The organism is Microvirga aerilata, assembly GCF_016743775.1.
Lineage (GTDB): Bacteria > Pseudomonadota > Alphaproteobacteria > Rhizobiales > Beijerinckiaceae > Microvirga > Microvirga aerilata.
Map to the genome: position 1 here is coordinate 13,240 of NZ_JAEQMY010000019.1, position 13,265 is coordinate 26,504.

The following is a 13,265-nucleotide window of genomic DNA, read 5'->3' on the forward strand; positions in this document are numbered from 1 at the left end:
CATGGCATTCATCCGCACAAACGGCATTGTCCTTCACCATCAGGTGCTCGGGCGCCCCGACGGCCCCACACTCGTCTTCATCAACTCGCTCGGAAGCGATTTCCGCATCTGGCAGGAGGTCGCGCCGGCCTTTGCCGACTGTTTTCGCGTGGTTCTCTACGACAAGCGCGGGCATGGCCTCTCGGACGCGCCGCCCGCGCCCTACACCATCGACGATCACACAAGCGATCTTATCGCGCTGCTCGACGATCTGAGCATCGGCAGCGCGGCTCTCGTCGGCCTGTCGGTGGGTGGCATGATCGCGCAACGGATGGCGGTTCGGGCTCCCGAGCGCGTTTCGGCCATCGCCCTCTGCTGCACGGCGGCAAAGATCGGCACCGCCGAGACCTGGGCGGAGCGGATCGCCGCCGTCGAGAGCGGCGGCATCGAGCCGATCACCGACAATGTCCTGCAGCGCTGGTTCACGCCCCACTTCCGCGAAACCCGCCCCGACGAGGTCGCCGGCTGGCGCAACATGCTGGTCCGCACACCGGCTCACGGCTATGCCGGAACCTGCGCGGCGATCCGCGATGCGGATCTGAGGCCCGATGCGGGCCGGATCAAGGCCCCGACCCTTTGCGTGGCGGGCGACCAGGACGGCTCCACGCCTGCGGACGTGGTGCGTGGAACGGCAGACATCATCCCGGGCGCCCGGTTCGAGCTTATCGACGGGGCAGGGCACATTCCCTGCGTCGAGAAGCCGGCGGTGCTGTCGGGGCTCATCAACCGGCATCTTCAGGAGGCGGGCATTGTCTGAGAAGGATCAGAGCGAGCGTTACAAGGCAGGCATGGCGGTGCGCCGTGAGGTGCTGGGCGACGCGCATGTGGATCGGGCGACCGCCCAGATGACCGAGTTCGATGCGGACTTCCAGACCTTCATCACGGAAGGCGCCTGGGGCTCCGTTTGGTCGCGGCCCGGCTTCACCAAGCGGGAGCGCTCCATCGTGACCATCGCGCTTCTGGCGGCGCTCGGCCAGGATGACGAGGTCGCCATGCACGTTCGCGCCACGCGCAACACGGGCGCCACGAAGGAAGACATCAAGGAGGCGCTGATGCACGTGGCCGTCTATGCCGGGGTGCCTGCGGCCAATCACGCCATCAAGATCGTCAAGAAGACATTCGCGGAAATGGAACCCGCTCCGGAGCCGGGCCAATAGCCTGGACGGATAGAACGCGCGCCGACCCGAGGCGCGGTTCGACAGGAGGAAACATGACGGATAACGGGACTTTCTACCAACGCGACCGGAACTGGCATCCGCCGGCCTTCACGCCCACCTACAAGACTTCGATCCTACGCTCGCCGCAGCAGCCGCTCCTGTCGCTGGAGAACACGATCTCGGAGCTGACCGGTCCCGTCTTCGGTCACGACAAACTCGGGCCGCTGGACAACGACCTGCTGCGCAACTTCGCCAAGACCGGCGACCCCATCGGCCAGCGAATCGTCGTCTACGGTCGCGTGCTGGACGAGAACGCCCGTCCCGTGCCCGGCGCCCTGCTCGAGTTCTGGCAGGCCAATGCGGGCGGCCGCTACCGACACAAGAAGGAAACCTATCTGGCGGCCATCGACCCGAACTTCGGCGGCTGCGGGCGCGTGATCACGGACGAGGAAGGGCGCTACTGGTTCCGGACCATAAAGCCCGGCGCGTATCCCTGGCCGAACGGCGTCAACGACTGGCGCCCGGCCCATATCCACTTCTCGGTCTTCGGCCATGCCTTCGCGCAGCGGCTGATCACCCAGATGTATTTCGAGGGCGATCCGATGATCTGGCAGGACCCCATCGTGGCGACGATCCCGGACAAGGCCGCCATCGAGCAGCTGGTTGCAGCCCTCGACCGCCAGAACACGCTGCCGATGGATGCGCTGGCCTACAAGTTCGACATCGTCCTGCGCGGCCGGCGCTCGACGATGTTCGAGAACCGCATGGAGGGGAACTGATGGTCCAGAAATTGCCGTTCCTGAAGGAATCCCCGTCGCAAACGGCCGGTCCCTACGTTCATATCGGCACGAATCCGAACTGGGTCGAGATCACCGGCGTCTGGAACGAGGATCTCGGCCTCGTGCTCGTCGGCCCCGAGACCAAGGGCGAGCGCATCGTCATCAAGGGCCGCGTCTTCGACGGCGCCGGCGACCCGCTGAAGGATGCGCTCATCGAGATCTGGCAGGCGGACGCCGCCGGACTCTACAACAGCCCGCAGGAGAAGCGCGGCAAGGCTGATCCCAGCTTCGTCGGCTGGGGCCGGCAGCCGGCGGACGGCGCGACCGGGGAATACCGCTTCGAGACCATCAAGCCCGGCCGCGTTCCCTACAAGGACGGCCGCCTGATGGCCCCTCACATCACGGTCTGGATCGTCGCCCGCGGCATCAATACCGGCCTCCACACCCGCCTGTATTTCAGCGACGAGGAAGCGGCCAACGCCGAATGCCCCGTGCTCGCCAGGATCGCCCACAAGGCGCGCGTTCCGACCCTGGTCGCCACGCGCACCGAGGAGAACGGGCTGCCCACCTATACCTTCAACATCCATATCCAGGGTGAGAAGGAAACCGTGTTCTTCGATATCTGACAGTCGACTGAAAGCAGATCATGGCCAAGTTTCAAAGCCTCCAGGAGGCTGTTGCCGAGAACCTTCGCGACGGCGACACCGTCGCCTTCGAGGGGTTTACCCATCTCATTCCCCATGCGGCCGCCCATGAGGTGATCCGCCAGGGCCGCAAGGATCTGACGCTGATCCGCATGACCCCCGACATCATCTACGACCAGCTCATCGGCATGGGATTGGCCAGGAAGGTCATCTTCTCCTATGCGGGCAATCCGGGCGTGGGCCTGCTGCGCCGGATGCGGGATGCCATCGAGAACAACTGGCCCCGCGCCATCGAGACGGAGGAGCACAGCCACGCCGCCATGGCCAACGCCTACGAGGCCGGAGCCGCGGGCCTGCCCTGCGCGGTCTTCCGCGGGTATCGCGGCGCCGGCCTGAAGGACGTCAACCCGATGATCCGGAGCATCACCTGCCCGTTCACGGGCGAGGAGCTCGCCGCCGTTCCGGCGCACCGGCCCGACGTCACCTTCATTCATGCCCAGAAGGCGAACAGGCGCGGCGACGTGCTGGTCGAAGGCATCGTCGGCGTGCAGAAGGAGGCTGTGCTGGCCTCCAAGCGCTCCGTGGTCACCGTCGAGGAGATCGTGGAGGACTTCGACGATCTGCACCCGAACCTGTGCGTGCTGCCGCATTGGACCGTCACGTCCGTCGTGCAGGTGCCGGGCGGGGCGCATCCGTCCTACACCCACGGCTACTACGACCGGGACAACGCCGCCTATCTGGAATGGGACAAGATCTCCGCCGACCGCGATCTCTTCACCGCCTGGATGAGGGAGAACGTGCTCGAGGCTGGGCCCGACGTCTTCGCCGCTCGCGTGAAGGGACTGTAACCATGACGTATCTTTCCGACTTCACGCCCAACGAGATGATGACCATCGCGGCGGCCCGCGCGCTCTCCAACGACGATGTCTGCTTCGTCGGGATCGGCGCGCCCTCGGCCGCCTGCAACGTGGCCCGGCTGACGCATGCGCCAGACATCACCCTGATCTACGAGAGCGGCACCATCGGCACCGCGCCAGACGTGCTGCCGCTTTCCATCGGCGACGGCGTGCTGTGCGAGACGGCGGTGACCACCGTGTCGGTGCCGGAGATGTTCCGCTACTGGCTCCAGGGCGGACGCATCTCCATCGGGTTCCTCGGCGCCGCCCAGCTCGACCGCTTCGGCAACATCAACACCACCGTGATCGGCGACTACCACAAGCCCCAGGTGCGGCTGCCCGGCGGCGGCGGCGCGCCCGAGATCGCCACCTCCTGCCAGGAGGTTTTCATCACCATGAAGCAGACGACCCGCGGCATGGTGGACAAGATCGACTTCTACACCTCGTTCGGCCATGGCGAAGGCGGCAACCACCGCGAGCGGCTCGGCATCGCCACCAAGGGACCGACGCTCCTGATCACCGACCTGGCCATCTGGAAGCCCGATCCCGAGACGAAGGAATTCACGGTTGTGTCCATGCATCGCGGCGTGACAAGAGACAGGATCCAGGACACCTGCGGCTGGAAGGTGCGCTTCTCGGATCGGCTCGAGGAAACGCCGCCCCCGTCCGAACTCGAACTCACCACCCTGCGGGATCTTCAGGCGAGAACCGAGAAGGCCCATGGCGGAAAGAAGGGAAGCTAGCATGCGTGACGCCTATATCTGCGCCTATGTGCGCACCCCCATCGGCCGCTACGGCGGCGCCCTCTCCGGCGTTCGCGCAGACGATCTCGCCGCGGTTCCCTTAAGAGCCCTGATGGAGCGCCATCCCAACATCGACTTCGAGGCGGTCGAGGACGTGTTCTATGGCTGCGCCAATCAGGCGGGCGAGGACAACCGCAACGTGGCCCGCATGGCGGTGCTGCTGGCGGGTCTGCCCGGCTCCATTCCGGGCACCACCATCAACCGCCTCTGCGGCTCCGGCATGGATGCCGTCATCGCCGCAGCCCGCGCCATCAAGGCGGGCGAGGCGGACATGATGATCGCCGGGGGCGTCGAATCCATGTCGCGCGCGCCCTTCGTCATGCCCAAGGCCGACACGGCCTTCTCCCGCAACGCCGAGATCTTCGACACGACCATCGGCTGGCGCTTCATCAACCCGCTGATGAAGAGCCAATACGGCGTCGATTCCATGCCGGAGACCGGCGAGAACGTGGCGGCGGATTTCGGCGTCTCCCGCGAGGACCAGGACGCCTTCGCCCTGAGGTCTCAGAAGAAGGCGGCTGCGGCCCAAGAGAACGGGCGCTTGGCGCGCGAGATCGTGCCGGTCACGATCCCGAAGCGGAAGGGCGATCCGGTTGTCGTGGACAAGGACGAGCATCCGCGTGGCGACACCACCATCGAGATGCTGGCAAAGCTCCCGACGCCGTTCCGCAAGGAGGGCGGCACGGTAACGGCCGGCAACGCGTCGGGCGTCAACGACGGCGCTGCGGCCCTGATCGTTGCCTCGGAGGAGGCCGTTCGGAAGTACGGGCTCGAGCCCATCGCCCGCGTTCTCGGCGGCGCCACCGCCGGCGTTCCGCCGCGGATCATGGGGATCGGACCCGCTCCATCCACGAAGAGGCTGTGCGCCCGCCTCGGCTTGAAGCCGTCGGATTTCGACGTGATCGAGCTGAACGAGGCTTTTGCCAGCCAGGGCATCGCCGTTCTGCGTGAACTGGGGCTGCCCAAGGATGCGGAGCACATCAACCCGAACGGCGGGGCCATCGCCCTCGGCCATCCCCTAGGGATGTCGGGCGCCCGCATCACGGGCACGGCGGCGCTGGAGCTGAAGCTCAGGGCTAAGAAGCGCGCGCTGGCCACCATGTGCGTCGGCGTGGGGCAGGGTATCTCCATCGCGCTCGAAGCCGTATGACAAGAGACCGATCATGACACGAACGCTCCCGTTTCCCCTGTTGCAGGCTCTCGTCGGTGACGAGGAGGTGGGGGCGCTCTTTTCCAACGAGGCCGAACTTGCAGCCATGCTGCAAGCGGAGGCCGCGCTGGCCGAGGCGGAAGCAAAGGCAGGGCTGATCGGCGACGATGCAGCCCGGCAGATTGCCGAGGCCTGCGGATCCTTCCAGGCCGACTGGAACAAGCTTGCCGAAGGCTTGGGCAAGGACGGCGTGATCGTCCCGGAATTCGTCAGGCAGCTGCGCGCCGCCGTCGGCGAAACCCATGCCAAGGCCGTTCACCTGGGAGCTACCAGTCAGGACATCATCGACACGGCGCTCGTGCTGCGCCTGAAGGATGCTGTCGCGGTGATCGACCGCCGCCTCGACGCCCTGATGGCCGTTCTTGGGGCCCTGAAGGACCGGGACGGGTCGGTGCCGCTGATGGCCCATACCCGGATGCAGCAGGCGCTGCCGTTCACCGCCTCCGACAAGATCGAGACCTGGGTTCAGCCGCTGGCACGGCACAGGGAAGCCCTGAGGTCCCTTGCCGCGCGCCTGCTGGTCGTCCAGCTCGGCGGCCCCATCGGCACGCGCGGCGAGCTCAAAGGCCACGGCAATGCGGTTGCCGAGGCCATGGCCGCCGTCCTCGGGCTTGGGACCGCTCCGTCTTGGCATTCGCAGCGGGACCGGATCGGCGAATTTGCGGCCTTCCTGTCCCTTCTCTCGGGCACCCTCGGCAAGATCGGGCAGGACATTGCGATCATGGCGCAAAACGAAGTGGGTGAGGTCCGCCTTGCCTCGGGCGGCGGCTCGTCCGCCATGCCGCACAAGTCCAATCCGGTTCCGGCGGAGGTGCTCGTCACGCTCGCCCGCTTCAATGCGGGGCTGCTCGGCACCCTGCATCAGGCTCTCGTGCACGAGAACGAGCGATCAGGGGCCGCCTGGACCCTGGAATGGATGATCCTGCCCCAGATGGTGATCTCGGCCGCCGCAGGATTGAACAGGGCGATGGCGCTCATCGAAGGGATGAGCTTTTCACCCTCGAAGTTTTTGGAGAAGTGAAAGCCGTCAGGCGTCTCCGACAATGACGGTCACCTGACCGGACCCGCCGCAATCGGGGCAGGGCTTTTGGCCGATGGTGCCGGAGCCCGCGCAGGTGGGGCAGATGTTCTCTCCAGTCTGCTTCGTGCCCGGCACGTCCTCGTCGCCGGGATTCTTTCGATCGGTGTCTGTCATGGTCGCCTCCATCCCTGCTAACGTGATGCCGCAGGTCCGGTTCGTGCAGACTGCCCCTCAGGCCGCCGGGTTCTTTTGCGTGGCTCGGAATCGCAGAGGCGAGAGCCCCGTCTTCTGCTTGAAGAAGCGGGCGAAATATGCCGGATCGTCGAACGAGAGCGCCAGCGCCACCTCCTTGGCGCTCATGCTCGTGAAGGTGAGATAGCGCTTGGCCTCGAGGATGATCCGTCCGTGAATCACCCCCAGTGCCGTATCGCCGAGATGCTCCCGGCAGATGCGGTTGAGATGCGGGGAGGTTATGCCGAGCCTGCGCGCATAGGCATCGATTGGCTTGTGGGCGCGAAAATCCTGATCCACGAGTTCCCGAAAGCGCATGGCATGCTGAAGTGCGCGAGATGCCTGCGGATGACTGGCCCCGGCCTCGGGCGCCTGCAGGCGGTGAAGGGCGATGAAGATGAGCCCGAGGCGCGCCTCAATGGCTTCGAGGCGGCCCTGCGCCCGCCCGCTGAACTCGGCCGCCAGCGCGCCGATATCCGCCGCGACCGCTCGGGCGGCCTCCTCGTGATCGCGGAGTGATATCCGTTGCGGCGAACGGAAGGCATCCTTGATCCCGTGCATCGACCCCAGGATCTGCGCCAGGCGGCTTTCGAACAGGGTCACTACCGTTCCTTCGATGGCCGGCGAGAACCTGTAGCCATGCACCGTCAGCGAGGGCAGGGTGATGACGGCAGGGCCCGTTAGGGTGCTCACCTGCCCGTCCAGCTCGATCTCCGCGGCGCCCCCCGTGAGGTGAAGGATCTGAAACAGGGTCTCGTGGCGATGAGGCTGGATCCTGTAATTGTGCAAGCGGCTGCGGGCCTGGATGGTCTCGCAATGGATCCAGTCCGCATCGGGGTTTTGGCTGTTTTCGCCATAGAGAGCGTAGGACGGAATGGCTCGGACAGCCACGATTCTATAATCCTGAACGAAGTAAGGAATGTTCGGATTATCCAATCCAATGCTTACTTTGTCTATTGGCTGAAGGGCGGTCCAAGTTCATTCTCTCTCATGAAAAGGCAGCCTTGCCGCCGTTCGGGAGGAATTCAGGTATGCGCACCAAGGTCGCCATTATCGGTGCCGGGCCGGGCGGGCTTCTGCTGGGCCGCCTTCTGGAGAATGCCGGCGTCGAGACCGTTATTCTGGAGCGGCGCAGCCAGGACTACGTTCTCGGGCGCATTCGGGCCGGCGTTCTGGAGCAGGGCACGGTCGAACTCCTGGACAAGGCAGGCGTCGGCGAGAAGATGCATGCCGAGGGTCTCGTTCATGACGGCGTGGAGCTCTGCTTCGACGGCGAAAAACACCGCTTCGATTTCCGTGAGCTGATCGGCCGGACCGTCATGGTCTACGGGCAGACGGAGGTCACCCGCGATCTCATGCAGGCTCGCGACGCCTCGGGCGCGGCGACGATCTACGAGGCCGAGAATGTCTCGATCCATGATTTCGGCGGCGACAAGCCAAGTGTTCGCTACACCAAGGACGGTGTCGAGCACGAGCTTGCCTGTGATTTCATCGCCGGCTGCGACGGCTATCACGGGGTTGCCCGCGCCAGCCTGCCCGATGGTGCACTGAAGACGTTCGAGCGCGTTTATCCCTTCGGCTGGCTCGGCATCCTGGTCGACAAGCCGCCGGTGGCCGACGAGCTGATCTACGCCCATCACGCCCGAGGCTTCGCTCTCTGCTCCATGCGCTCGCCGACCCGCAGCCGGTACTATGTGCAGGTGCCGCTCGACGAGAAGGTGGAGGAATGGTCCGATGACCGTTTCTGGGACGAGTTGCGCCGGAGGGTCGATGAGGAAACCGCCGACAGGCTGGTCACCGGCCAGTCCATCGAGAAATCCATTGCGCCCCTGAGGAGCTTCGTGGCGGAGCCTCTCCGGTTCGGCCGCCTCTTCCTGGCAGGCGATGCCGCCCACATCGTCCCGCCGACCGGGGCCAAGGGCCTAAATCTCGCCGCGAGCGATGTCGGTGTTCTGGCGGAGGCCCTGATCGAATTCTACATCGAGCGCTCATCCGCCGGCATCGACGGCTACTCCGCCCGCGTGCTCTCCAGGGTTTGGAAGGCCGAGCGGTTCTCCTGGTGGATGACGTCCATCCTGCACACCTTCCCGGACACCGACGCCTTCGGTCGCCGCATGCAGCGCGCCGAGTTCGACTACCTCAGGGGATCGCAAGCCGCATCGCGCTCCCTGGCCGAAAACTACACCGGTCTTCCATTCTGATCGCCGGAGACGCAAGGGCAGGGGAACGGTTACGCGCCGCCCTCTCACCCGTTTTCTTGCACTTGCAGAAGAGCGGGTGCGATCGGACTGCCTCGGAAGACCTTTGGCCCCTCCTCGCGGGCAGTCATAATCGGCTCTGCAAGCTTTTGCAGCAGAGGCATGGCGACAATTCCAGCAACGAGGGCAAGCACCGCTATGACGTGGCCAGCCCCGCCATAAGCCCGCTGTCCAGAATAGGAAGGGCGAGCGCTCTCCACTCGCTTCGAAGGACTGCGGCTCAACCTTGCCGCCTGGAAGTGAGCGCCGTTGTCGTTTTCCGCATCCATCTGCCCGAACCTCAGTTGAGCCATAGGCATGAGCCCCTGGGAGAATGCCCTGTTTGTACAGGCTGAAATCACGATTCTCATTCGCCTGCCTCCGTACGAGGTCTATGAGTGAGAGTATGCTTCTTGGTTGCTTCAAGCTCTTGCCCGAAGGGGTAACTCCGACGCTCTAAGTGGGTACAGTTTCCCAGCGCGATGCTCAGGATGTCAGCTTGCGTAGACTGGTAGTCACAAGCGCCTCCTCAGCGCTGCGGCAAAGACTATGTGCCTATTATGAAGAAACGATATGTGTTCGAACACACTCAGCTGACGGAAAGGAACGCAGCGGCTCGTCCCTTGCGACCTGAAATCCCTGAAGGTTTCTCCCCTGGGCCCTGCCCAAATCGTCCCGAAAGGCATTGGTCTCCTCTGCGATATCACAAAGGGGGTACAGCCTGATTTGTGAAGATTATGGGTACATCAGGAGCTTATAGGCGTAGAAACAAGGATCCGCTCACGAGTTGCCTTGGATTAGCCTGGATTTACAGCTCGCAATAGCAAATTGTTTGGTTGGAATTGCGAGGTGGTACATGCACTTAGATGAGCCTTTTCCTCTCGAAGCTATTCCGTCGCGCGTCAGGCATGCGCTTTTGGGTGAGTTCAAGGGGCGCTGCCCGAGCGTCCGAGAGGTTGACCAGATCCCGGATAAACATTGGCTAAGGGCTCCCGGTATCGGACCCACGGCTCTGCAGGCGATCCGCAGCATCACCAATGCCGGATCCCAGCAGGAAGGCAGCCACATCGGGGCACCCCACTTGTCGGATGCCGAGTTGTTGCGGCGCCTTGAGCAGCTCCAGGAAGATCTGCGCTGGCTCCAAGCTCAACTGATGGCTCAAATGCCGGCGGACCTGAAGCGCAGATCGCACCGCCGGAGGCGCAAACCCGCGGCGCATAATGAAGCCGACCATCCAAGTCACCAGTTCGGTCGGGTCGAGGCGCCACACTACCGGAGAGACCTGGGTCACGGTGCCTGAGAGCTCGCGCCTTTCATAGAGTTAGGCTGCCGCTCTTGGAGGCTTCATCCGCTTTCCTGCCGCGGACTCCTCCAAGGCGAGCAGAAGAACTCCGATGTCCTCGTTCAGCAGATTGATGGCGTTGCGAGCATATTCCCGAAAGCGCTCCTTACGGTCCGAGGGCTCGCCATCCCACGGGAGTTCTTGGTGTTCGGCCCTGTGAATTGCCCGAGCCACCAGCTCGACTTTGTGATGCATCTTGACCTCCGACGTTAGGAGCAGGAGCTGTCCTGGCTCACGGGAATGCTCAGGTACGCTGCCTTCTCAGATGCTGGCCGGCAGAAAGGGCTGCTCCGATAACGGAACTGACAGAGGCAACAAAGAGAAGCAACGCACAATGAATTGACCGGCCAGGGCTGTTATGGTGAGCAGGACCAGCAGCGATGCGCTGTACGGCTGCTGAATCTTCCAAGGTGCCCATAAAGCTATCCTTCATCTGAATCGATGATGAATAGTCGTTAAACGGCGGCGACGGCTGGTCTATTCCTTCACAAAATTTATATGAGTGTTTCGAGAATGCCTGCTGTGGTCATGTAAACGTACGGACAATGACGGTAATGCGACTGATGCAGCGACTGCCCAGGAGTGCGTGTGCCGAGAGTGGTCCCTGGAGGCGGAGATGGCGTTCATGACACCGCAAGACCGCGCCGAAAGCCTGCGTGAGGCGATCGGGATGTATATCGACCTGGTAGAAGGCGATGGAGCCGGGGTCTCCTGGGTGCTCACTGACAAGGGCTTCGCCAGGATAGCTTCAGTCATTCGCGACGCCGAAAACGATGCGCTGGAGAGAGCTGCCGAGCTCTGCGAGGCAGTGCATCTGGGAAGCCGCACCCGGTACAGCATCCTTCTCGGTCCGGATTATCTGGTCACGAGAAACATGTTATCGCGGGAGCTTGCTGCGGCTATCCGGGAGCTGAAGCATAAGCAAGCGGACAACGCGTAGCATAAAGTCACAAAGCGGGGCTGCCATGGTCGGTCATGGTAGGGCTCCTTAACCTTTCGGGCGCAGCATCTTCCAGTGCCCTATGGCACGGTCGTTCCCTCTGAGAGGCCGCAGCGCGGCCCACCTAGAGCGCCAGCCGATTGGGCGCTCTTCTTTTGCCGTCATCACGGAGAGCGCTTCAGTAGATCGAGACTGGACCGATGCACGGCATGGTGTCTCGACAGCAGGCAAACTGCTCGGGCGGGAAATTTCGATGTACGGTTGTCGTGATGGCGGAGGGGGTGGGATTCGAACCCACGGTGGGCTTGCACCCACGGCGGTTTTCAAGACCGCTGCCTTAAACCACTCGGCCACCCCTCCGGAGATGCCAAGTCTTGTCCGACTGGTGTCTTTCTCTAAGGCCCTGAACCCGCCGTCGTCAACTCGAACGGATGAACTTCTCCTGCTGAGCAAGAACAGGCGGCCGCTAGCCTCCCGTTAACCAAGTTGGGCTGTATCGAGCCAAAACGTAACCGATGCCTCGGCCTTGAGCCTTCGTGTTGCGGCCTGCATCGGGTCCGATGGTGCTTTCGCGCACCGATGCCTCGCAAGCTGCTGTTCCAGCATCGAAAAACCCTTCGGCTCCGTCTTCGAGCTCTTCCCAGGATGCCGGGGCTGACACCACCTTTCCACCGGAACGCGCGGAAGCCGTCGTTCAGAAGAGGTGCAAGGATTGCCTCTTATCTGTTTGATGCTATTGCAAAATCAAACCTATTAAACAATGTTGCAAAAAATCAAGCCTTGCCATTGACAAGCGCGGCCGTTTAACCTTCCCTTAAGGGCTGGAAAAGCACTTTGGCTTGATGTCCGGAGCACAATCGGAACCTGCCATGCACCGTGCCAACAAGGGGATGCGTGACGATATGCATTGTGATCGCGCTGAAGGGAAGACCGGGCTGAAGGAGGCGATGCCTTCCATCAATCACCGGGCTCTGCTCCGCATTGCAGGCGTGACGGCAATCGCGCTGACGGCAGCCAACTGCTCCTCCAACGTGAGGGGAGGGATCGACCCGAAATACGGCGTCGCTCCGAGCCCCAAGGTGGTGGCAGACGGGCAACCCGTCCCTAAGGGAGGCGGCCGCCAGATGGTCGGGAAGCCTTATACGGTTGCCGGGCGCACCTATGTTCCCGATGAAACGCCCCGTGCCAGCGAGGGGCTGGCGTCCTGGTACGGCTCCAATTTCCACGGCCGGATGACCGCAAATGGTGAAGTGTTCGACCGGGATTCCATCGCGGCGGCTCATACCACCATGCCGCTGCCGAGCTATGCCCGCGTCACGAATATTCAGAACGGGCATTCGATGATCGTGCGTGTCAACGACCGTGGGCCGTTTCACGGCAACCGGGTGATCGACGTGTCCGAGCGTGCCGCATCGGCCCTCGGGTTCCGGCAGCAGGGCACGGCACGGGTTCGGGTCGAGTATGTCGGGCGCGCGTCCACCAACGGCAGCGATGACCGCATTCTTCTGGCAAGCCTCAGAACGGACGGTCAGCCGGCCAGCCTGACCACGGGCGCACCGACGATGATCGCCCGGGCAAGGCCGCAGCCGAATGCGCCCCGCCAGGCCATTGCGCTTCGCACCTATGAGCCTGACGACGAAGCCTACCCGGCTCCAGCCAACCAGCCGAGCGCAGCCTCGGGAGCCGTGGCCGGCAACGTGCCGCTCCCGCCCGAGCGCCCCTTCGACCTGGGCACGATCCCCGGTGCGACGGGGCCGGTAGCCAAGATCAGCTCGGTTGCTCCAGGAACGGCCCCGGCATCCCGGCCGGTCGTGGCCAGCCTGAACCAGGCTCCTGCGGGCGTCACGGAGGCAGGCTTCCAGAGGAACGGGTCCTACGGTAGCGCCAACCCCTCGAAGTTCGTTCTTCGCTAGCCTCAGCAGGCCCTTGGGGCCGGTCCAGGGAACATCGCGCACAGACCAGCTTG

Annotated in this window: 15 protein-coding genes and 1 tRNA gene; 11 read left to right on the forward strand and 5 right to left on the reverse strand. The window is 63.6% G+C overall.

The annotated features are described in order from the left end of the window. The first annotated feature begins 1 nt into the window (after window position 1). From pcaD to JKG68_RS14670, 8 genes are read left to right on the forward strand one after another with little or no spacing between them, the layout of a single operon-like run. Window positions 2-796 carry a 3-oxoadipate enol-lactonase gene (pcaD, locus tag JKG68_RS14635; RefSeq protein ID WP_202060761.1) on the forward strand — a complete coding sequence of 265 codons (795 nt, stop codon included), beginning with the start codon at window positions 2-4 and terminating at the stop codon, window positions 794-796. A 31-nt stretch (window positions 797-827) separates the two neighbouring features. Next, window positions 828-1,196: a 4-carboxymuconolactone decarboxylase gene (gene pcaC, locus JKG68_RS14640; protein WP_246515446.1), complete on the forward strand. Its 369-nt coding sequence runs from the start codon at window positions 828-830 to the stop codon at window positions 1,194-1,196. A gap of 53 nt (window positions 1,197-1,249) precedes the next feature. Beyond that, entirely contained in the window at window positions 1,250-1,975 is a 726-nt protein-coding gene (gene pcaH, locus JKG68_RS14645; RefSeq protein ID WP_202060763.1) for a protocatechuate 3,4-dioxygenase subunit beta, read from the forward strand. Continuing rightward, window positions 1,975-2,601: a protocatechuate 3,4-dioxygenase subunit alpha gene (gene pcaG, locus JKG68_RS14650; protein ID WP_202060765.1), complete on the forward strand. Its 627-nt coding sequence runs from the start codon at window positions 1,975-1,977 to the stop codon at window positions 2,599-2,601. The genes pcaH and pcaG overlap by 1 nt, the downstream gene beginning before the upstream one ends. Before the next feature lie 20 nt (window positions 2,602-2,621). Beyond that, on the forward strand, window positions 2,622-3,467 hold the full coding sequence (locus JKG68_RS14655; RefSeq protein WP_202060767.1) for a CoA transferase subunit A: 846 nt from the start codon (window positions 2,622-2,624) through the stop codon (window positions 3,465-3,467). Between the two features lie 2 nt (window positions 3,468-3,469). Continuing rightward, complete coding sequence (locus JKG68_RS14660; RefSeq protein ID WP_202060769.1) at window positions 3,470-4,258, forward strand: CoA-transferase subunit beta; 789 nt, start codon at window positions 3,470-3,472, stop codon at window positions 4,256-4,258. Window position 4,259: 1 nt separating this feature from the next. Further along, the gene (gene pcaF, locus JKG68_RS14665) at window positions 4,260-5,468 is read left to right on the forward strand and encodes a 3-oxoadipyl-CoA thiolase (protein ID WP_202060771.1); all 1,209 of its coding nucleotides are present in this window, start codon (window positions 4,260-4,262) and stop codon (window positions 5,466-5,468) included. 13 nt (window positions 5,469-5,481) lie between these two features. Then, window positions 5,482-6,549 carry a 3-carboxy-cis,cis-muconate cycloisomerase gene (locus JKG68_RS14670; RefSeq protein WP_202060773.1) on the forward strand — a complete coding sequence of 356 codons (1,068 nt, stop codon included), beginning with the start codon at window positions 5,482-5,484 and terminating at the stop codon, window positions 6,547-6,549. Window positions 6,550-6,555: 6 nt separating this feature from the next. Here JKG68_RS14670 and JKG68_RS14675 read toward each other — a convergent pair whose 3' ends face one another. Together JKG68_RS14675 and JKG68_RS14680 are read right to left on the reverse strand one after the other, a co-directional pair. Beyond that, entirely contained in the window at window positions 6,556-6,723 is a 168-nt protein-coding gene (locus JKG68_RS14675) for a hypothetical protein (protein WP_202060775.1), read from the reverse strand. Window positions 6,724-6,780: 57 nt separating this feature from the next. Continuing rightward, entirely contained in the window at window positions 6,781-7,671 is an 891-nt protein-coding gene (locus tag JKG68_RS14680) for a helix-turn-helix domain-containing protein (protein WP_202060777.1), read from the reverse strand. 140 nt (window positions 7,672-7,811) lie between these two features. Between JKG68_RS14680 and pobA the strand changes: the two genes are divergently transcribed. Next, on the forward strand, window positions 7,812-8,981 hold the full coding sequence (gene pobA, locus JKG68_RS14685) for a 4-hydroxybenzoate 3-monooxygenase (RefSeq protein WP_202060779.1): 1,170 nt from the start codon (window positions 7,812-7,814) through the stop codon (window positions 8,979-8,981). Window positions 8,982-9,999: 1,018 nt separating this feature from the next. On the opposite strand, the gene JKG68_RS14690 is transcribed toward pobA, so the two are convergent. Both JKG68_RS14690 and JKG68_RS14695 read right to left on the reverse strand, forming a co-directional pair. Beyond that, window positions 10,000-10,308, reverse strand: coding sequence for a hypothetical protein (locus JKG68_RS14690; RefSeq protein ID WP_202060781.1), 309 nt, complete (start codon window positions 10,306-10,308; stop codon window positions 10,000-10,002). A gap of 30 nt (window positions 10,309-10,338) precedes the next feature. Further along, complete coding sequence (locus JKG68_RS14695) at window positions 10,339-10,554, reverse strand: hypothetical protein (RefSeq protein ID WP_202060783.1); 216 nt, start codon at window positions 10,552-10,554, stop codon at window positions 10,339-10,341. A gap of 421 nt (window positions 10,555-10,975) precedes the next feature. Between JKG68_RS14695 and JKG68_RS14700 the strand changes: the two genes are divergently transcribed. Next, on the forward strand, window positions 10,976-11,299 hold the full coding sequence (locus JKG68_RS14700) for a hypothetical protein (protein WP_202060784.1): 324 nt from the start codon (window positions 10,976-10,978) through the stop codon (window positions 11,297-11,299). 270 nt (window positions 11,300-11,569) lie between these two features. On the opposite strand, the gene JKG68_RS14705 is transcribed toward JKG68_RS14700, so the two are convergent. Then, window positions 11,570-11,659, reverse strand: a tRNA-Ser gene (locus JKG68_RS14705). Between the two features lie 587 nt (window positions 11,660-12,246). Between JKG68_RS14705 and JKG68_RS14710 the strand changes: the two genes are divergently transcribed. After that, window positions 12,247-13,212 (forward strand): septal ring lytic transglycosylase RlpA family protein, encoded by a 966-nt coding sequence (locus JKG68_RS14710; protein WP_246515440.1) that lies wholly within the window; start codon window positions 12,247-12,249, stop codon window positions 13,210-13,212. Window positions 13,213-13,265: the final 53 nt, after the last annotated feature.